Source organism: Polynucleobacter sp. 80A-SIGWE (assembly GCF_018882295.1).
Classification (GTDB): Bacteria; Pseudomonadota; Gammaproteobacteria; order Burkholderiales; family Burkholderiaceae; genus Polynucleobacter.
Window position 1 is genome coordinate 900,165 of the sequence record NZ_JACVOR010000002.1, and the last position, 18,790, is coordinate 918,954.

The 18,790-nt window shown below is 46.6% G+C and carries 19 protein-coding genes and 1 tRNA gene; 1 reads left to right on the forward strand and 19 read right to left on the reverse strand.

Annotated elements, in window-relative coordinates; all coding sequences use genetic code 11:
- Positions 1-12: 12 nt before the first annotated feature.
- From nuoL to ICN25_RS09470, 19 genes are all read right to left on the reverse strand, one after another.
- Complete coding sequence (gene nuoL / locus ICN25_RS09380; RefSeq protein ID WP_216181905.1) at positions 13-2,073, reverse strand: NADH-quinone oxidoreductase subunit L; 2,061 nt, start codon at positions 2,071-2,073, stop codon at positions 13-15.
- 2 nt (positions 2,074-2,075) lie between these two features.
- Positions 2,076-2,384 (reverse strand): NADH-quinone oxidoreductase subunit NuoK, encoded by a 309-nt coding sequence (gene nuoK, locus ICN25_RS09385; RefSeq protein ID WP_015420930.1) that lies wholly within the window; start codon positions 2,382-2,384, stop codon positions 2,076-2,078.
- The gene (locus ICN25_RS09390) at positions 2,381-3,028 is read right to left on the reverse strand and encodes an NADH-quinone oxidoreductase subunit J (RefSeq protein ID WP_216181908.1); all 648 of its coding nucleotides are present in this window, start codon (positions 3,026-3,028) and stop codon (positions 2,381-2,383) included. The genes nuoK and ICN25_RS09390 overlap by 4 nt, the downstream gene beginning before the upstream one ends.
- A 21-nt stretch (positions 3,029-3,049) precedes the next feature.
- On the reverse strand, positions 3,050-3,541 hold the full coding sequence (nuoI, locus tag ICN25_RS09395) for an NADH-quinone oxidoreductase subunit NuoI (protein ID WP_015420928.1): 492 nt from the start codon (positions 3,539-3,541) through the stop codon (positions 3,050-3,052).
- Between the two features lie 11 nt (positions 3,542-3,552).
- Complete coding sequence (gene nuoH, locus ICN25_RS09400; protein ID WP_216181911.1) at positions 3,553-4,626, reverse strand: NADH-quinone oxidoreductase subunit NuoH; 1,074 nt, start codon at positions 4,624-4,626, stop codon at positions 3,553-3,555.
- An 8-nt stretch (positions 4,627-4,634) separates the two neighbouring features.
- Positions 4,635-6,950, reverse strand: coding sequence for an NADH-quinone oxidoreductase subunit NuoG (gene nuoG / locus ICN25_RS09405; protein ID WP_216181914.1), 2,316 nt, complete (start codon positions 6,948-6,950; stop codon positions 4,635-4,637).
- A gap of 31 nt (positions 6,951-6,981) precedes the next feature.
- Positions 6,982-8,280 carry an NADH-quinone oxidoreductase subunit NuoF gene (gene nuoF / locus ICN25_RS09410; protein ID WP_216181918.1) on the reverse strand — a complete coding sequence of 433 codons (1,299 nt, stop codon included), beginning with the start codon at positions 8,278-8,280 and terminating at the stop codon, positions 6,982-6,984.
- Positions 8,277-8,783 carry an NADH-quinone oxidoreductase subunit NuoE gene (gene nuoE / locus ICN25_RS09415; protein ID WP_216181921.1) on the reverse strand — a complete coding sequence of 169 codons (507 nt, stop codon included), beginning with the start codon at positions 8,781-8,783 and terminating at the stop codon, positions 8,277-8,279. Before nuoE ends, nuoF begins: the two co-directional genes overlap by 4 nt.
- Before the next feature lie 23 nt (positions 8,784-8,806).
- Positions 8,807-10,060, reverse strand: a complete 1,254-nt coding sequence (locus tag ICN25_RS09420) for an NADH-quinone oxidoreductase subunit D (RefSeq protein WP_216181924.1) — start codon at positions 10,058-10,060, stop codon at positions 8,807-8,809.
- A gap of 3 nt (positions 10,061-10,063) precedes the next feature.
- Positions 10,064-10,663, reverse strand: coding sequence for an NADH-quinone oxidoreductase subunit C (locus ICN25_RS09425; protein ID WP_216181927.1), 600 nt, complete (start codon positions 10,661-10,663; stop codon positions 10,064-10,066).
- A 3-nt stretch (positions 10,664-10,666) separates the two neighbouring features.
- Positions 10,667-11,149: an NADH-quinone oxidoreductase subunit B family protein gene (locus ICN25_RS09430; protein WP_011902891.1), complete on the reverse strand. Its 483-nt coding sequence runs from the start codon at positions 11,147-11,149 to the stop codon at positions 10,667-10,669.
- Between the two features lie 5 nt (positions 11,150-11,154).
- Positions 11,155-11,514, reverse strand: a complete 360-nt coding sequence (locus ICN25_RS09435) for an NADH-quinone oxidoreductase subunit A (RefSeq protein WP_011902892.1) — start codon at positions 11,512-11,514, stop codon at positions 11,155-11,157.
- Between the two features lie 109 nt (positions 11,515-11,623).
- A tRNA-Leu gene (locus ICN25_RS09440) sits at positions 11,624-11,708 on the reverse strand.
- Between the two features lie 85 nt (positions 11,709-11,793).
- The gene (secG, locus tag ICN25_RS09445; protein WP_216181930.1) at positions 11,794-12,141 is read right to left on the reverse strand and encodes a preprotein translocase subunit SecG; all 348 of its coding nucleotides are present in this window, start codon (positions 12,139-12,141) and stop codon (positions 11,794-11,796) included.
- Between the two features lie 22 nt (positions 12,142-12,163).
- On the reverse strand, positions 12,164-12,922 hold the full coding sequence (gene tpiA / locus ICN25_RS09450; protein WP_216181933.1) for a triose-phosphate isomerase: 759 nt from the start codon (positions 12,920-12,922) through the stop codon (positions 12,164-12,166).
- Positions 12,923-12,939: 17 nt separating this feature from the next.
- Positions 12,940-13,938, reverse strand: coding sequence for an NAD(P)H-quinone oxidoreductase (locus tag ICN25_RS09455; RefSeq protein ID WP_216181936.1), 999 nt, complete (start codon positions 13,936-13,938; stop codon positions 12,940-12,942).
- 25 nt (positions 13,939-13,963) lie between these two features.
- A complete protein-coding gene (gene pnp / locus ICN25_RS09460; RefSeq protein WP_216181939.1) occupies positions 13,964-16,132 on the reverse strand; it encodes a polyribonucleotide nucleotidyltransferase in 2,169 nt (722 codons plus the stop codon).
- A 271-nt stretch (positions 16,133-16,403) separates the two neighbouring features.
- On the reverse strand, positions 16,404-16,673 hold the full coding sequence (rpsO, locus tag ICN25_RS09465) for a 30S ribosomal protein S15 (protein WP_015420915.1): 270 nt from the start codon (positions 16,671-16,673) through the stop codon (positions 16,404-16,406).
- Positions 16,674-16,899: 226 nt separating this feature from the next.
- Positions 16,900-18,105: a patatin-like phospholipase family protein gene (locus ICN25_RS09470; RefSeq protein WP_216181953.1), complete on the reverse strand. Its 1,206-nt coding sequence runs from the start codon at positions 18,103-18,105 to the stop codon at positions 16,900-16,902.
- An 84-nt stretch (positions 18,106-18,189) separates the two neighbouring features.
- Between ICN25_RS09470 and ICN25_RS09475 the strand changes: the two genes are divergently transcribed.
- The gene (locus ICN25_RS09475; RefSeq protein WP_216181956.1) at positions 18,190-18,783 is read left to right on the forward strand and encodes a YSC84-related protein; all 594 of its coding nucleotides are present in this window, start codon (positions 18,190-18,192) and stop codon (positions 18,781-18,783) included.
- The last annotated feature ends 7 nt before the right edge of the window (positions 18,784-18,790 follow it).

Here is an 18,790-nt window from a genome sequence, read left to right on the forward strand (position 1 = left end):
AGTAACAAAGGCCTAGCGAACAAAAGGCAGGTAAGCGTACAAAACCCAAGCCAGCAATACCGCCAAGCCCGCAATCATTGCGAAGGCATAGTGATAGAGATAACCGGATTGCAAATGGCGAATCACACCGGAAAAGCGCCCTACTGCATGCGCACTACCGTTAACCAAGAAGCCGTCAATAGCCTGTTGATCGCCGCGATGCCACAAGACACCACCGATCCACAGCAAGCCCTTAGCGAAAACCGCTTGGTTTAAATCGTCGAGATAGTATTTGTTATCCAAGAGCTTCTTGATTGGTGCGAATGCTTGCGCAACTACACCAGGCAACTTCGGAGCCCAGAGGTAGCCAATCGCAGCGGTCAATACGCCCAATACAACTAAAAGCAATACTGGGGATGTCAATGAATGCATTGCCATGGCAATCGGACCATGGAACTCTTCAGCAAGCTCCTTCATCGCTGGATGCTTACCAATATCAACAAAGATCGAATCGCCGAAATAGGTGCCAAATAACAAAGGCGTAATCGTGTAGTAACCGATGATGACTGAAGGAATTGCCAACAAGATCAATGGCAAGGTCACAACAAATGGTGACTCATGCGGTTTTTGACCAGGAGCTAAACCATGATGTGCATGATCGTCACCCTGCTCCGCATGATCATGGTGGTGATCGTGCGCATGAGCATCATCATGACCCCAACGGGCTTTGCCGTGGAATACATAGAAGTACAGACGGAAAGAATACAAAGCCGTTACAAAGACGCTGGCCATTACCGCGAAGTAAGCAAAGCCAGAACCAGGAATGTGGCTAGCAGCTACCGCTTCGATGATGGAGTCTTTTGAATAGAAGCCTGAGAAGAATGGTGTTCCGATCAAAGCCAAGTTACCCAACAACATCATCAGGCAAGTAATAGGCATGTATTTCCAGAGACCACCCATCTTGCGCATATCTTGCTCATGATGCATACCCAAAATCACACTACCCGCGGCAAGGAACAGGAGCGCCTTGAAGAATGCGTGTGTCATCAAATGGAAGATGGCTATTGGATAAGCAGAAACACCCAATGCGACAGTCATGTAACCCAACTGAGACAGTGTTGAGTAGGCAACTACCCGCTTGATATCGGTCTGGACGATGCCCAAGAAGCCCATAAAGAGTGCGGTAATCGAACCAATCACCAAGATGAAGCTCAAGGCTGCATCAGACAATTCAAACAACGGTGACATACGTGACACCATGAAGATGCCGGCAGTGACCATCGTTGCTGCGTGAATCAATGCAGAAATTGGGGTTGGGCCTTCCATCGAGTCAGGCAACCAAACGTGTAATGGGAATTGGGCTGATTTACCCATCGCACCAATGAATAAACAGATACAAGCTACGGTGACTAAATTCCAGCTAGTTCCCGGTAAAGTTTGCGCAGCAAGTGCCGTGTTCTGAGCAAAGATCACGTCGTAGTTCATGGAGCCAGTGCTGGCTAAAAGCAAGCCAATACCGAGAATGAAGCCAAAGTCACCAACACGGTTAACTAAGAAGGCTTTCATATTGGCAAAAACAGCAGATTGGCGCTCAAAGTAGAAGCCAATCAACAAATAAGAAACCACACCCACCGCTTCCCATCCGAAGAAGAGTTGCAAGAGGTTATTACTCATTACCAACATCAACATCGCAAAGGTAAAGAGTGAAATGTATGAGAAGAAACGGTTGTAGCCCTCTTCACCCTGCATGTAACCGATAGTGTAGATATGGACCATCAAAGATACAAAGGTCACCACACACATCATGGTGGCTGTCAGAGGGTCAATTAAGAAACCAATATCCAGATTGAGTTCACCCAATTGCATCCAGCGATACACGGTGCCATTGAAATAGAAGCCATCCATGACTTGTACCAGCACGAAGCAAGACAAGACGAAAGCGATCATCACACCAAGAATAGTTACAAACTGGCAAGCGCCGTTACCGATGCGGTTGCCACCTAATTTGGTGCCGAAGAAGCCCGCAATTGCGGAGCCAAACAATGGCGCCAGCGGAATTGCGCAGAGAACAGGAAGAGTTAAGGTCAATTGCATGACTAGCCTTTTAGGTGGTCAAGGTCTTCAGCATTGATGGTGTCTACCTTACGGAAGAGAACAACCAAAATTGCCAGACCGATTGCTGCCTCAGCAGCAGCCACAGTCAAAATAAAGAATACGAATACTTGACCAGCCATATCACCCAAATAATGAGAGAAGGCTACAAAGTTCATGTTCACCGAGAGGAGCATTAATTCAATTGCCATCAAGAGCACGATGATGTTCTTACGGTTTAAGAAGATACCGATCACGCTAGTCGCAAACAAGATTGCGCCGAGCACTAAGTAGTGAGCAAGGGTAATAGTCATTTCTTCTCCCCGCGTGTATCTTGCTTTGCGGCCATATCTGAACCCATCTTCACGATACGCATACGATCTGCAGAATTCACGTTCACTTGCTCATGAATATTCTGGGACTTGGAATCTTTACGATTACGCAGCGTCAATGCAACGGCAGCAATAATGGCCACCAAGAGAATGACACCAGCAACCTCGAATGCATATACATAGTCAACGAAGATCAACATGCCTAAGGCTTGCGTGTTGCTAGTAGCCATTTCCTCGAGCATCGGCTGTACTGGCGCATTGGTACCAATAAAACTGCGAATCAGGACGATGGACAACTCCAACACAATTACCGCACCCATTAAGAAAGCTACGGGTAAGAATTTCTTGAAATCACGACGTAAGTGCTCAAGATCGAGATCAAGCATCATCACTACGAATAAGAAGAGCACCATCACAGCGCCAACATAAACGAGGATCAAAGCCAAACTCAAGAACTCTGCCTTCAAAAGCATCCAAAGGCCAGAAGCACAGAAGAAAGCCAAAACTAGAAACAGCGCAGCATGCACTGGGTTGCGAGCAGTAATCACGCGTAATGCTGAGAGGACTAAAAGGCCAGCAAACGCGTAGAAGAAGGCTGCGAATAATGTAGAGGTATCGAATGTCATATGTCGTTGTGCTTTATTCGATTAACGGTAAGGCGCATCTGCTGCGCGGTTAGCGGCAATATCTTTTTCATACTTATCGCCTACTGCCAAAAGCATTTCTTTAGTGAAATACAAGTCACCGCGCTTATCACCGAAATACTCAAAAATATTGGTCTCAACAATGGCGTCAACTGGGCAAGCCTCTTCACAGAAGCCACAGAAAATGCACTTGGTTAAGTCAATGTCGTAACGGCTGGTGCGACGTGTACCGTCATCACGCTCTGCTGTTTCAATCGTAATTGCGTAAGCAGGACAAACAGCCTCGCATAATTTGCAACCAATGCAACGCTCTTCCCCATTTTCATAACGGCGCAAAGCATGCAAACCGCGGAAACGAACAGATTGCGGAGTCTTCTCTTCAGGATATTGAACGGTAATTTTTGGTTTAAAGAGATAGCGGCCGGTAATAGACATACCAACCAAAATATCTTTCAACATCAAGCTGTCGAGGAATTGGGAAATTTTCTTAAACATGATTGATCAACTTATTTCCAAATATTCAATGGGGATACAACCCATGCGCCAACGACAACTACCCAGAATACGGAGATGGGGATAAAGATCTTCCAACCCAAACGCATAATTTGGTCATAGCGATAACGAGGCAAAGTCGCACGCAACCAGATAACGCAAGACAAGAGGAAGAAGGTTTTGGCAAACAACCAGAAAAAGCCAGGGATATCACGAAGGATAGGCAAATCAACGATAGGCAACCAGCCGCCTAAGAACATAGTGGATGCTAGCGCTGCGATCAAGATCATGTTGGCGTATTCAGCCAAGAAGAACATCGCAAAGGCCATACCAGAGTACTCAACCATGTGGCCAGCAACAATCTCAGACTCACCCTCAACCACGTCAAATGGATGGCGGTTAGTTTCAGCAACGCCAGAGATGAAGTAAATCACGAACATTGGTAGCAAAGGCAACCAATTCCAAGATAGGAAATTCAAGCCCATGTTGGCAAAGTAGCCCTGCTCTTGCGAAGCCACAATTGTGCTCAAGTTCAATGAGCCAGAAGTCAACAGTACAGTAACTAATGCAAAGCCCATAGCGATCTCATAAGAAATCATTTGAGCTGATGCGCGCATAGCGCCAAGGAATGGGTACTTGGAGTTAGATGACCAACCTGCCAAGATCACACCATAAACACCGATGGATGAGATTGCCATGACATATAGCAATCCAGCATTCACGTCAGCCAAGACCATTTTTGCCTGGAAAGGAATAACAGCCCAAGCAGCAAAAGCCGGCATGATCACCATCACTGGTGCAATGAAATACAACACTTTGCTAGCTTGTGTTGGAGAAATGATTTCTTTCATCAACAACTTCAAAGCATCAGCGATTGGCTGCAGTAAGCCCAGAGGGCCAACGCGGTTTGGTCCAAGACGGATATGCATCCAGCCGATTAATTTACGCTCCCAAAGAGTCATGTAAGCAACGGCGCCAAACATCGGCAACACAATGATCACAATGCGCACCAAAGCCCAAACAAGCGGCCATAGCGAGCCAAAGATTGCTTCACCTTGGGTAGTAATGAGGTTCAAGAAATTATCCATCTCGTCCCTTATGCCTTGCTAACAGTTACAGGACCAAACATCGATCCCAATTTAGCGCTAGCCATAGTGCCGGCAGAAATTCTGACAGCACCCTTAGCTAAGTTCGCTTCTAATGTGACTGGCAAATCTATGGACTGACCATCTTGGGTCACTCGCACAGCATCACCCTCTTTCAAGCCCAATTCATTAAAGAGTGCTTGACCTACTCCAACTTGATTGCCACGCTTAGCATCACGCGTTAACTGCAATGCTGATGAACGACGCACGATTTGATCGCCGGCATAAATACCAACATCAGATATGCGCTCTAAACCTGCTGATGCAGTTACGTTGCTATTGCTTAAGCCAGTAGCTGTAGATTGATTTGATAACTTAGTGCAGTAGTTTTCACTAAGCGCTTCGCCCAACACCTCTTCAGGCATGTTGTAGAGGAAACCATCTAAATTCAATAAACCACCTAGAACACGAAGAACTTTCCATGCTGGACGTGAATCGCCCAAAGGTTTTACAGCTGGCTGAATCGTTTGTGCGCGGCCTTCTGAATTAACAAAAGTAGATACTGTTTCTGTAAATGTAGAGATTGGCAGGATGACATCGGCTACCTCAAGCAGATCAGCACTCTTATAGGCACTTAAGGCAATCACTGTATTGGCTTTAGCCAAAGCAGCTCGCGCTTGTGCAGGATTTGGTAAATCAGCGTCTGGCTCGATATTCATCAAGATCACAGCACGGCGCTCACCGGATAACACGGATTCAACACCGGTACCGTTAGCATTTACCAAGCTAGCACCAACAGCATTACCGCCAACAGGCAAGAAACCTAAAGTTGCGCCAGTTTGCTCGGCAATGAATTGTGCCAAGACATGCAAGTCAGATGCTTGTGGGTGTGCGATTGCAGCAGAACCCAGCAATACAGAAGTGGATGCTCCGGAAAGCAAGCTATCTGCAATCTTTTGCGCAGTAGCAGACACTGGTAAGTTTGGTGTGCCGGCTGGAGCAGTAGCAGACTTCGCTTTAGCCACTGCCAAAGCAACTTCACTCAATGCATTAAGCCATGTGCTTGGAGTAGCAGCAATACCAGTTGCAGGAATTAACCAATCATCGCCACCTGCATCAATACGTGAAACTTGCAAGCCACGCTTGGCTGCAGTACGTAGACGTGCAGCAATCAATGGTTGCTCTTTACGCAAGAAGCTACCGATTACTAAAACACGATCCAGCTCACTTACCTTGCTAATTGGCATACCCAACCATGGGGTAGAGGCAGCGCCCTTCACGTCAGTTTGACGTAAACGAGTCTCAACTTGCTTAGAGCCTAAACCACGAATCATCTTCTGGAGAAGGTACAACTCTTCAGTACTAGAGATTGGATGCGCTAAAGCAGCAACCGCTTCAGGGCCACTCTCAGAGGAAATAGTTTTAAGTGAATGAGCAACATAATCCATTGCGGATTGCCAATCAGTCTCAAGCCACTGACCACCCTGCTTCACCATTGGTGTCGTTACGCGATCCGCACTATTCAAACCTTCATAGGCAAAGCGATCACGGTCGCTAATCCAGCACTCATTTACTGCATCGTTTTCCAAAGCAACAACACGCATGACTTTGTTAGCTTTAGTTTGAATAGTGGTGTTCGCGCCAAGACTATCGTGCGGACTGACTGAACGCTTGCGACCCAATTCCCAAGTACGAGCAGCATAGCGGAATGGCTTGCTAGTCAATGCGCCAACTGGGCACAAATCAATCATGTTTCCAGACAACTCGGAATCAATGGTTTGACCTGCAAAAGTAGTGATCTCAGAATGCTCGCCACGGTTGACCATACCCAACTCCATTACGCCGGCCACTTCTTGGCCAAAGCGTACGCAACGGGTGCAGTGAATACAACGTGTCATCTCTTGCATGGAGATGAGTGGACCTACATTCTTATGGAAAACAACACGCTTCTCTTCTTCGTAGCGTGAATTCGATTTACCGTAACCAACCGCCAAATCTTGTAACTGGCACTCACCACCTTGATCGCAAATTGGGCAATCCAAAGGATGGTTAATCAGCAGGAACTCCATTACGGAACGCTGTGCTTCAACTGCTTTAGCGGAATGCGTAAATACCTTCATGCCTTGCGTCACTGGAGTAGCGCAAGCTGGCAAAGGCTTAGGAGCCTTTTCTACTTCCACTAAACACATACGGCAGTTAGCGGCGATAGATAATTTCTTGTGATAGCAGAAGTGAGGGATATAAGTGCCGATCTTGTTCGCGGCGTGCATCACCATCGAACCTTGCGGAACTTCTACAGCCTTACCATCTAATTCGATTTCAACCATGCTCACTTTAAGATGTCCCGTGCTCAATGTCTTATAAAGGTTTCGCAGAATCTAAGCAGCGCTTATGTTCTACGTGATACGCAAATTCATCCATGTAATGCTTCAACATGCCACGAACCGGCATTGCAGCTGCATCACCCAAGGCGCAAATCGTGCGACCTTGAATGTTTGCCGCTACATCGTTCAATAAATCCAAATCCTCTGGACGCCCTTCACCATGCTCGATACGGTGAACAATGCGCCACAACCAGCCAGTACCTTCACGACATGGGGTGCACTGACCACAAGATTCTTCGTGATAGAAGTATGACAAGCGCTCTAAGGCGCGAACCATGCAGCGTGTTTCATTCATGACAATGACCGCACCAGATCCCAACATCGAACCTGCTTTCGCAATGCTGTCGTAATCCATCGTGAGGGTCATCATCTCTGCGCCAGGAATAACTGGTGAAGAAGATCCACCAGGAATTACCGCTTTGAGAGGAATGCCATCACGCATGCCACCAGCAAGCTTCAATAGTTCAGCAAATGGGGTTCCCAATGGAATCTCGTAGTTACCTGGATAAGTAACATCGCCAGAGATGGAGAAAATCTTTGTACCGCCGTTGTTTGGCTTGCCCAACTCTAAATATGCCGGGCCGCCGATCGCCATAATGAATGGCACAGCAGCAAATGTTTCAGTGTTATTGATCGTAGTCGGCTTGCCATACAAACCAAAGCTTGCAGGGAATGGTGGCTTGAAGCGCGGTTGACCCTTCTTACCCTCAAGAGACTCGAGCAAAGCAGTTTCTTCACCACAGATGTATGCACCCCAACCTGGAGCGGCATGCAATTGGAAGCTGAAATCACTTCCCATGATTTTGTCGCCAAGATATCCGGCAGCGCGGGCTTCTTCAAGAGCCTCTTCAAAGCGGGAATAGACTTCCCAAATTTCGCCGTGGATATAGTTGTAACCCACTGTGATGCCCATAGTGTAGGCACCAATAATCATGCCCTCAATCAATGCATGCGGGTTGTAACGCATGATGTCGCGGTCTTTAAATGTACCCGGCTCACCTTCGTCACTATTACAAACTAAATACTTTTGGCCAGGGAATTGACGGGGCATAAAGCTCCACTTCAATCCAGTTGGGAAGCCTGCGCCTCCACGACCACGTAATGATGAAGCTTTTAATTCAGCAATGATCGCATCCGGGGCGACTTTGTCATTGATGATGCGACGGAGTTGTTGATATCCGCCACGGCTTTCGTAATCTTTTAAACGCCAGTTCTCACCATTCAATCCAGCAAGAATCAAAGGCTTAATGTGTCTATCGTGCAAGCTGGTCATGCTGCTTTCCCTTCTGCACGGAGCTCATTTAACAGAGCGTCAATCTTTTCTTTACTCATGAAGCTGCACATGCGCTTGTTGTTCACCAACATTACCGGTGAATCTCCGCAAGCACCCATGCACTCACCCTCTTTAAGGGTGAACGTGCCACAAGGCGTTGTCTCGTTGTAACCAATACCAAGAGTTTCTTTTAAATACGTTGCAGCAGTTTCGCCATGAGTTAACTGGCAAGGCAAGTTAGTACAAATTACCAACTTGTATTTGCCAATTTTTTTGGTGTCGTACATGTTGTAGAAAGTAGCCACTTCATCAACTGCAATCGTTGGCATTTCTAAAATTTGGGCAACTGTTTCAATCACCTCTGGTGAAACCCAACCTACTTCAGTTTGGGCGGCAATCAAAGCAGCCATCACAGCAGATTGTTTTTGTTCTGGCGGGTATTTCGCGACATTGCGCGCAATGTCTGCGAGCGTTTTGTCTGAAAGTTGAAGGGTTGTTGTCATGAATTAATCCTTGGCGCGCTGTATTAGCGGTCAATCTCCCCGAACACGATATCTTGGGTACCAATAATAGTTACAGCATCAGCCAACATGTGGCCGCGTGACATCTCATCCATTGCAGATAGATGTACAAAGCCTGGTGCACGAATCTTCATGCGGTATGGCTTATTTGCACCATCAGAAATCAAATAGATACCAAACTCACCTTTTGGATGCTCAACGGCAGAGTAAGCCTCGCCATCAGGAACGTGCATACCTTCGGTAAAGAGTTTGAAATGGTGAATCAACTCTTCCATGTTGGTCTTCATATCCACACGCTTCGGTGGAGACACTTTATGGTTGTCGCTCATGACAGGACCATCATTTGCCTTGAGCCAAGCCACGCACTGTTTAATGATGCGGTTGGATTGACGCATTTCTTCCATGCGAACTAGATAGCGATCATAAGAATCACCATTCACGCCAACCGGAATATCAAAGTCGAGCTTGTCGTAAGTTTCGTAAGGTTGCTTTTTACGCAAGTCCCACTCAATACCGGAACCACGCAGCATTGGACCAGTGAAACCGAGCTGCAAAGCGCGCTCAGGAGAAACAACACCGATACCAACTAAGCGTTGTTTCCAAATACGGTTATCCGTTAAGAGATTGCAATACTCATCAACGTTGGCATCAAAACCATTTGAGAACTGCTCAATGAAATCAAGTAATGTGCCGCTACGATTTTCATTCAAACGCTTGATTGCGGATGCACTACGAATCTTAGACTTGGAGTACTGCGCCATCTGTGTTGGTAGGTCGCGATAGACGCCACCTGGACGATAGTAAGCAGCATGCATACGAGCGCCAGAAACAGCTTCGTACATATCAAAAATATCTTCACGATCACGGAATGCGTACAAGAATACGGCCATGGCACCAACGTCTAAACCATGACAACCAATCCACAATAGGTGATTAAGTAAGCGAGTTAACTCGTCAAACATCACGCGAATATATTGAGCGCGTTCTGGCACGTCCACTTGTAGCAATTTTTCAATCGCCATTACATAAGCATGCTCGTTTGACATCATCGATACATAGTCCAAACGATCCATGTAAGGAACGTTCTGAATCCAAGTACGTGTCTCAGCTAATTTTTCTGTAGCGCGATGCAATAAACCGATGTGCGGATCAGCGCGCTGAATGACTTCACCATCAAGCTCTAACACCAGACGCAATACGCCGTGTGCCGCAGGATGCTGAGGACCGAAATTGAGGGTGTAGTTCTTAATTTGTGCCATGACTTAAACCGGACCTCCATACTGCTCTTCGCGCACGATACGTGGCGTGATTTCACGCGCTTCAATCGTGACAGGCTGATACACAACACGCTTTAACTCTGGGTCATAACGCATTTCTACGTTGCCAGAGATTGGGAAATCTTTTCTAAATGGATGACCAATGAAACCGTAATCAGTCAGGATGCGGCGCAAGTCTTCATGACCATCAAACAAGATGCCGTAGAGGTCAAAGGCTTCGCGCTCAAACCAGTTAGCAGCCGCCCAAACTGGAGTTAGCGAAGCAACCACTGGATACGCATCTTCTGGTGCGAACACGCGAACACGTAAACGCCAGTTATGCTCGATAGACAAGAGATGAGTCACAACGCCAAAACGCTGACCGCCCCACTGCCCCTCGCGAAAATCCTGATAATCCACGCCGCACAAATCAATCAATTGCTCAAAAGCCAATGAAGGCTCATCACGCAACAACATGGCGGATTCAAAATAGGTATCTGCATTTACAACTACAGTCACTTCACCCAAAGCAATCTCAATAGATTGCGCACGCTTACCTAAAACTTTTTCTAGATTGGCAGCGAGTTGAACTAAACGATCTGACATGGTTTAAGCCTTCCGCGCAATCGTGCTGGTGCGAGCGATCTTGGATTGCAACTGAATGATTCCATAGATCAACGCTTCTGCAGTTGGAGGACAGCCAGGAACATAAATATCAACTGGCACGATGCGGTCGCAACCTCGAACTACTGAATACGAGTTATGGTAGTAACCACCACCATTGGCACATGAACCCATCGAGATAACCCAACGTGGCTCAGGCATTTGGTCATAAACCTTGCGGAGCGCTGGAGCCATCTTGTTGCACAAGGTACCTGCAACGATCATGAGGTCTGATTGACGTGGAGATGGACGGAAAACCACGCCAAATCGGTCCAAGTCGTAACGGGATGCGCCTGCGTGCATCATTTCTACAGCGCAGCAAGCAAGACCAAATGTCATTGGCCATAAAGAGCCATTACGCGTCCAGTTAATTAACTGGTCTGCAGTAGTGGTAACAAATCCTTCTTTGAGAACGCCTTCTAATGCCATATCTATCACTCCCAGTCGAGAGCGCCCTTTTTCCAGATATATACGAAGCCAACGATGAATTCCAATAAGAAAATCACCATAGAGGCGTAGCCGAACCAGCCGATATCACGAAGAGCCACACCCCATGGGAATAGGAATGCAGTTTCTAAGTCAAATAAGATAAACAGGATGGCGATGAGGTAATAACGCACGTCGAACTTCATACGCGCATCTTCGAAAGCTTCAAAACCGCACTCATATGGAGATAGTTTTTCAGCATCTGGCTTCGAAGGAGCCAAGATTTTTCCGAGGAACATGGGGACTAAACCCACCCCAATACCTACGAGGATAAAAAGAAGAACAGGAAAGTAATTAGCGAGATTCAAAATGGCCCTGAGTCGTTCGTCTGGTAAGTCCTAAGAAGCTACAAATTATCAATTATTCCAGCAGATAAATCCTTGATTTACAGCATAAACCCCTACAGTTTTTACAATTTGGTGCCGACGGCGAGACTCGAACTCGCACAGCCTAAGCCACTACCCCCTCAAGATAGCGTGTCTACCAATTTCACCACGTCGGCATCTTGTAAAACCTGTCAATTCTACTGCATTGCACCACTGAACTACCCCGAAAACAGGGGTAGAAGGCGCTTAATTCCTACTTTTTTACTTTGGAACTGCTGGCTTACTAGGGTCCTGAACTGGGGCAGCTGGTGCAGCAGCAGGAGCTGCGGCAGGAGCAACGGTCCCAGACAAAATACCAGGGCTAACTTCCTTCTTATTACCAATCCAGGTAATCCCCAAAGTGCAGACAAAGAAGACTGCTGCAAAAATGGCGGTTGTGTGGGACAGGAAGTTGGCTGAGCCACTGGCGCCAAAGAGGCTACCAGAAGATCCCGAACCAAATGCAGCGCCCATATCGGCACCCTTACCCTGTTGAAGCAACACAAGCAAGATCACAGCCAAAGCTGAAATAACCTGCAAAACGATCAATAAAGTCTTAAACCATTCCATGGCTTATCTCCAAATAAAAAAACTAGGCCTGACAAATAGCGAGAAAATCCTGCGGGTTCAATGAAGCCCCCCCAATCAATCCGCCATCAATATCCGGCATTGCAAACAATTCAACGGCATTGTCAGGTTTGACGCTACCGCCATACAAAATTCCCACATGGGAAGCTACATCTTCATCAAATTCCGCTAGCTGCAAACGAATTGCTCTGTGCATATCCTGAGCCATCTGAGCGCTAGCTACCTTTCCCGTACCAATCGCCCAAATAGGCTCATAAGCAATAAGGCAGTCAGCCAAACGATCTTGCAAGACAGCAACCTGCCTTGCAATCTGACCTCTGACTACTTCAATTTCGCGACCCGAGTTACGCTCATCCGCAGACTCACCAACGCAAATCACCGGAATCATGCCGTTATCAAGCACCTGAAGGGCTTTCTCAGCAACCTGCTCATCAGTCTCCTGATGAAGTTGGCGACGCTCAGAGTGCCCAACAATCACATAAGCGCAATGCAATTCTTTAAGCATAGATGCAGCAACTTCACCGGTATAAGCGCCAGCAGCATAAGCCGATGCATCCTGAGCACCCAAACTTAAAAAAGCAAGGGAGCAATCTTGAATCAACTCACCACACTGCGACAAATAAGGCGCTGGAACACACACTGCATACTTGCGACCTGCTGGCATCCCTTGCTCCATGCCACGACAAACGGTCTTGACCCAGTCCGCATTGCTTGCAAGACTGCCATTCATTTTCCAGTTGCCGATAACAGTGAGTGGACGCATTAAATCTAGCTCAATACTTAAACGGTTAACACAATCTTGCCAACATGCTCAGAAGACTCCATCAAGCGATGGGCATCAGCAGCTTGGTCTAAGGTAAATGTTTTATAAATTACTGGCTTTAACTTACCCGCATCTAACAAAGGCCAGATACGTGCATGCAACTGCTGAGTAATTTGTTTCTTGAATGAAACTGGACGTGGACGTAGTGTAGAGCCAGTGATGGTTAAACGGCGACGCAAAATTTGACCAGTATTTACTTCTGCTTTTGATCCACCCATGATCGCAATGATCACAATACGACCATCATCAGCTAAGCAATCAATTTCTTTTTGTACGTAAGCACCAGTGACCATGTCGAGCACCACGTTGACGCCTTTGCCATTTGTAGCTTTCTTTACTTCTTCTACAAAGTCTTGTGTCTTGTAATTGATCGCCAAGTCAGCACCTAAAGCTACGCAAGCTGCACACTTCTCATCGGTACCAGCAGTAACAAACACTTTATGACCTAAAGCTTTAGCAATCAAAATGGCAGTAACGCCAATACCGCTCGAGCCACCTTGCACCAGCAAAGTTTCACCTTCAGATAACTCACCGCGCATGAAGACATTGCTCCAGACGGTGTAAAAAGTTTCGGGTAATGAGGCTGCTTCTTGATCGGTAAATCCTTTTGGGTAAGGCAAGCATTGCGCAATGGGGGCAGTACACAGTTCTGCGTAGCCACCACCCTGCACAAGCGCGCACACCTTATCGCCAACTTTAAGACCAAATAGATTATCAGCGTGAGCTAGGTCACCACCAACAATCTCGCCAGCCACTTCGAGACCAGGAATATCAGATGCGCCCGCTGGAACTGGGTAATGACCTTTACGTTGTAAAACGTCTGGGCGATTAATCCCAGCAGCAATCACCTTAATCAAAATCTCACCCGTACCAGCAGCCGGGGCTACTGGATCAGGACGAGTGGCAGACACCAGCATTTCTGGTGCGCCAAATTCTTTGATCTCCATTACGCGCATATAAATCCCCGCTCGCTTACTTTACTTAAGCAGTTTCGCCAGATGTAGGAGCCGCTTCAGCAGTAGCTTCAGTTGCGCCAGCCAAAGGAGCAATCGTGCCACCTTCATCAGCCATCGCAGCCTTGAGAGATAAACGCAAACGACCGCGCTCATCAGCAGCCAACAACTTCACGCGAACCACTTGGCCTTCTGCTAAGTAGTCTTTAACTTCTTTTACGCGCTCATTAGAGATTTCAGAAATGTGCAAGAGACCATCTTTGCCTGGAAGAATGTTTACCAAAGCACCAAACTCGAGCAATTTCACAACTGGACCTTCGTAGATCTTGCCTACTTCAGCTTCAGCAGTGATGCCTTCGATACGTGCTTTCGCTTCAGCCATGCCTTCAGCAGAAGTAGAAGCGATTGTTACAGTACCGTCATCTTTAATATCGATGCTGCAACCAGTTTCTTTAGTCAAGGCTTGAATTGTTGCTCCGCCCTTACCGATTACTTCACGAATCTTGTCTGGATGAATCTTGAAAGAAACCATACGTGGAGCATGTGCAGACAATTCAGTGCGAACTGAACCCATTGCTTCTTGCATCTTGCTCAAAATGTGCAAACGACCTTCTTTAGCTTGGGCCAATGCAACTTGCATAATTTCTTTAGTGATACCTTGAACCTTAATGTCCATTTGCAAAGCGGTAATACCGTTAGCAGTACCAGCTACTTTAAAGTCCATATCGCCTAAGTGATCTTCATCACCCAAGATATCTGTCAATACAGCAAAACGATTACCATCCAAAATCAAGCCCATTGCAACACCAGCAACGTGAGCTTTAACTGGAACACCAGCGTCCATCATTGCCAAACAGCCACCGCAAACAGAAGCCATGGATGAAGAACCATTGGACTCAGTGATTTCTGAAACCACACGAATGCTGTACGCAAAATCTTCTGCGCTTGGCAATACTGGAATCAATGCACGTTTAGCCAAACGACCGTGACCAATTTCACGACGCTTAGGGCTACCTACACGACCTGTTTCGCCAGTAGCGAACGGAGGCATGTTGTAGTGGAACATAAAGCGATCACGGTACTCACCTTCGAGCGCGTCAATGATCTGCTCATCACGTGCAGTACCTAGAGTAGCTACTACGAGAGCCTGTGTTTCACCACGGGTAAACAATGCTGAACCGTGTGTGCGTGGCAATACGCCATTACGAATTTCGATTGGGCGAACAGTGCGTGTATCACGACCATCAATACGTGGCTCACCATTCAAAATCTGGCTACGAACAATCTTCGCTTCGATTTCAAACAAGATGTCGTTAACGGCAACAGCGTCAACATCACCCTCTTCTTGTAACTTAGCTACAACTGTTTTAGTAATTTCTTTGAGCTTGTCTGAACGAGCACCTTTTTGACGAATCTGATAAGCCTCGCGCAATGGCGCTTCAGCCAATGCAGTTACCTTAGCGATGAATGGCTCATCTTTAGGAGCAGCAGTCCAATCCCACTCTGGCTTGCCAGCTTCAGTCACTAATTCGTTGATTGCATTGATTGCAGTTTGCATTTGGTCATGACCATATACAACAGCGCCCAACATGATTTCTTCTGATAACTGATTAGCTTCTGACTCAACCATCAATACAGCAGCTTGTGTACCAGCAACAATCAAATCCATCTCGCTAGTAGCTTGCTCTGTACGAGTTGGGTTCAAGAGGTATTGACCATTAGCGTAACCAACACGTGCTGCGCCAACTGGGCCAGCGAATGGAATGCCTGAAACAGCTAAAGCTGCAGAAGCAGCGATCAATGCAGGAATATCAGCAGGAACGTCTGGGTTGATAGACAACACATGCACCACTACCTGAACTTCGTTTAAGAAGCCTTCTGGAAACAATGGACGCAATGGACGATCGATCAAACGGGAGATTAATGTCTCACCTTCTGATGGACGACCTTCACGGCGGAAGAAGCCACCAGGAATTTTTCCTGCGGCGTAAGTTTTTTCGAGGTAATCAACAGTCAATGGGAAAAATGACTGGCCTGGCTTGGCTGATTTAGAGGCAACTACTGTGCCCATTACTACTGTGTCATCCACATTAACGATTACAGCACCACCAGATTGACGAGCAATCTCGCCTGTTTCCATTGTTACTTGATGGTTGCCCCATTGAAACGTTTTTACTACTTTTTTAAACATAGTCATTCTGATCTTCTCCAAATTGTTCACGTAAAAGCCACATGGATTTCACGCTTGCCGTGGGATAAAGCAGTGTCACGACAACACTGGAGCGTTTGAAGATCACAAGGGATGCCATTCCAGGGAGGCACTGGATTTAATAATCCAGAAACTCATTGGAATGACACGATCCCCTACACAAATAATCTTGAAGCGCTCAAAAAACATGCCATCTGCTTAAGACTGATTCTGTTACGAAACAACCCTAAGAAAGATGGCATTGCAATACCGATAAGAATTACTTACGGAGACCTAATTTCTCGATCAATGCGCGATAGCGACCCAAATCCTTGCCTTTAAGGTAATCCAAAAGGCGGCGACGGCGTGAAACCATCTTCAACAAACCACGACGGCTGTGATGATCTTTAGCGTTAGCTTTGAAATGGGGGGTTAATTCATTGATACGGGCTGTTAGCAATGAAACTTGAACTTCAGGGCTACCTGTATCGTTTGCGCTGCGCGCGTTTTCTTTGACGATTTCCGCCGTTTTAATATCAGCAACTGCCATTTTCATACTCCTTACTTGCGAACACTTGAGCTTTCACCCAATCCGTGTCGTGCATTTATTAATCAAATAAAACAAAAAAGCTTTAAAAATCAAAGCCCTCGAATTGTAGCAGATCCACCTTAATACCCCGCCCTAGGGCTAGACACCTCAAGGGAGGCCCAATTGGCAAGTTTAATTACAAGCCATTGATTTAATTGATAATTATTATGAAAATGAGCAAAAATGCCTATTTTTTAGGCAATTCCTCGTCAAATCCGCGTTTATAGCCGGGAGGGTATTTTTGCCACTCCTTGCCACTAAGGCCCTGTTTGTAGCCGTAATCAAAAAGAGCCTGCATGTAAGCCGTATCGAACTCGGTCTTATGTGGGAATTTGAAGTCTGGACCAATATAGGCCAAGTTAAAGCTGACGCCATCCACCTGGGTCGTGTGATAAATCCGATAGAGATCACCTAAGCCTTGAGTCTGAATGAGGCTGGCAATGGCCCGCTGAATAATGCTCAAGGTACCCCGCTCCGTTTCTCGCCACTCAGGATCTAAACGGGCATTTCGAATAATGTAGGCATTGCGCTGCTTTTGCAGCTTGAGCTTTAAGTCTTTAGCGCGCTGAGACAATGCACTGGGATACAAAAATACTTGGGTGATAGCCCCGCCATCCACATGCATTTCATGAAAGCTTTGACCAGACACCTCAAAGTCAAACATCACTGGAGAAAATGCACCCGGAATCGATGCAGATGCCAGCATCACCCTCCTAAACAGCTCGAGCGCTTCAGGAGTGCCAATACTAGCGATCTTGCCCATATTCCAGACTACTGGGACACCCGCATCCAGGTTGGTGGTGCCGATTAAGAGCCAACGATTTTTGGTTGTGTACTCGTTTGCTACTTTCTTTAAGAAGTCCTGATCTACATATTTAGAGATCAATTGAAACAATGGCGTTGTGTCAGATAAGCCATCACTCAAAATGCCGGAGATCAATCCACGCTCAATAAAAATATCTTGAGGACCTAACTGTGTGTAGACCTGACGTAAGACTGGGTCGTATTCTTTTCCAACAAAGGCAAAAGGAGCAATCAGTGCACCTGTACTAATCCCAGTAACCAAATTAAATTGTGGGCGATCACCACGCTCAGACCAACCGATTAACAAGCCAGCGCCATACGCACCATCATCTCCACCGCCAGAGAGTGACAGGTAATTCGCTGCAGAATTTAATGTTTTCTGATCTCTAACCTGAAAACCTGCCTGAATATCCAAAGCCATTTGATCTACGCTAGCTTGACTAGCCACCATATAGCGCACCCCAGTCAGGCCCGCTATTTGAGCCTGCCCCATCTGCTGAGATGGCACTGCTGCTTTGCGCTGCAAGCTGCCGCAGCCCGCCAACGAGAGCGCGAGGAGAATACTGACAAAGCGAATGAGTAAAGGCATAGTGGATATCAAGGGGTCAATGAGGCTGATTGGAGTATAAAGATGGAGTTCACTAATTGCGAAAAATAAAGCAAAGGAAAATTCATGCAAGCCAAACTCATTCACGCACTAGCTTATGGTCTATTAGCCCTCTCTCCTGCACTGAGCTACGCACAATTTTCTAATCCTTTTGGGCCCCAAAAGACAGTTGCTCAGCAGCGGGAAGATATTCTTAAATCGAGCACTACAACCCTCAAGGCCCTTTATCAAGTTCAACCCAAGGCAAAAGAACTTATTGAAAAGTCTGTTGGCTATGCCACCTTTAGCAATTTTGGAATGAAGATTCTGATCGCCGGCGGCGGCACTGGTAGCGGCGTTGTAATTCCCAAAGATGGTGCTAAGCCAATTTATATGAACATGGCTGAAGTTCAAGCTGGTCTAGGACTGGGAATTAAATCCTTCCAGAATATCTTTGTTTTCCAAACTCAAGCTGCTATGAATGACTTCGTCAATTCTGGCTGGACCTTTGGCGGTCAAGTAACTGCAGCGGCCAAGTATGAAAGCAGTGGGGACGCATACCAAGATGCAGTCACAGTCGCTCCTGGGGTATTAATGTATCAACTTACAGACTCAGGCCTTGCCGCTGAAATCACCGGCAAAGGCACCAAGTACTACAAGAACACAGACCTCAATAAATAAGAGGCGC

What these genes read in the sequence shown, in the direction of transcription:
- ICN25_RS09420 (WP_216181924.1), bottom strand. Translation starts at nt 10,060, where the DNA reads ATGGCACAAATTAAGAACTACACCCTCAATTTCGGTCCTCAGCATCCT.
- ICN25_RS09475 (WP_216181956.1), top strand. Translation starts at nt 18,190, where the DNA reads ATGCAAGCCAAACTCATTCACGCACTAGCTTATGGTCTATTAGCCCTC.
- nuoL (WP_216181905.1), bottom strand. Translation starts at nt 2,073, where the DNA reads ATGCAATTGACCTTAACTCTTCCTGTTCTCTGCGCAATTCCGCTGGCG.
- nuoI (WP_015420928.1), bottom strand. Translation starts at nt 3,541, where the DNA reads ATGTTTAAGAAAATTTCCCAATTCCTCGACAGCTTGATGTTGAAAGAT.
- ICN25_RS09390 (WP_216181908.1), bottom strand. Translation starts at nt 3,028, where the DNA reads ATGACATTCGATACCTCTACATTATTCGCAGCCTTCTTCTACGCGTTT.
- secG (WP_216181930.1), bottom strand. Translation starts at nt 12,141, where the DNA reads ATGGAATGGTTTAAGACTTTATTGATCGTTTTGCAGGTTATTTCAGCT.
- nuoK (WP_015420930.1), bottom strand. Translation starts at nt 2,384, where the DNA reads ATGACTATTACCCTTGCTCACTACTTAGTGCTCGGCGCAATCTTGTTT.
- nuoE (WP_216181921.1), bottom strand. Translation starts at nt 8,783, where the DNA reads ATGACAACAACCCTTCAACTTTCAGACAAAACGCTCGCAGACATTGCG.
- pnp (WP_216181939.1), bottom strand. Translation starts at nt 16,132, where the DNA reads ATGACTATGTTTAAAAAAGTAGTAAAAACGTTTCAATGGGGCAACCAT.
- rpsO (WP_015420915.1), bottom strand. Translation starts at nt 16,673, where the DNA reads ATGGCAGTTGCTGATATTAAAACGGCGGAAATCGTCAAAGAAAACGCG.
- ICN25_RS09430 (WP_011902891.1), bottom strand. Translation starts at nt 11,149, where the DNA reads ATGGCATTAGAAGGCGTTCTCAAAGAAGGATTTGTTACCACTACTGCA.
- ICN25_RS09470 (WP_216181953.1), bottom strand. Translation starts at nt 18,105, where the DNA reads ATGCCTTTACTCATTCGCTTTGTCAGTATTCTCCTCGCGCTCTCGTTG.
- ICN25_RS09425 (WP_216181927.1), bottom strand. Translation starts at nt 10,663, where the DNA reads ATGTCAGATCGTTTAGTTCAACTCGCTGCCAATCTAGAAAAAGTTTTA.
- tpiA (WP_216181933.1), bottom strand. Translation starts at nt 12,922, where the DNA reads ATGCGTCCACTCACTGTTATCGGCAACTGGAAAATGAATGGCAGTCTT.
- ICN25_RS09455 (WP_216181936.1), bottom strand. Translation starts at nt 13,938, where the DNA reads ATGCGCGTAATGGAGATCAAAGAATTTGGCGCACCAGAAATGCTGGTG.
- nuoG (WP_216181914.1), bottom strand. Translation starts at nt 6,950, where the DNA reads ATGGTTGAAATCGAATTAGATGGTAAGGCTGTAGAAGTTCCGCAAGGT.
- nuoH (WP_216181911.1), bottom strand. Translation starts at nt 4,626, where the DNA reads ATGGATAATTTCTTGAACCTCATTACTACCCAAGGTGAAGCAATCTTT.
- nuoF (WP_216181918.1), bottom strand. Translation starts at nt 8,280, where the DNA reads ATGACCAGCTTGCACGATAGACACATTAAGCCTTTGATTCTTGCTGGA.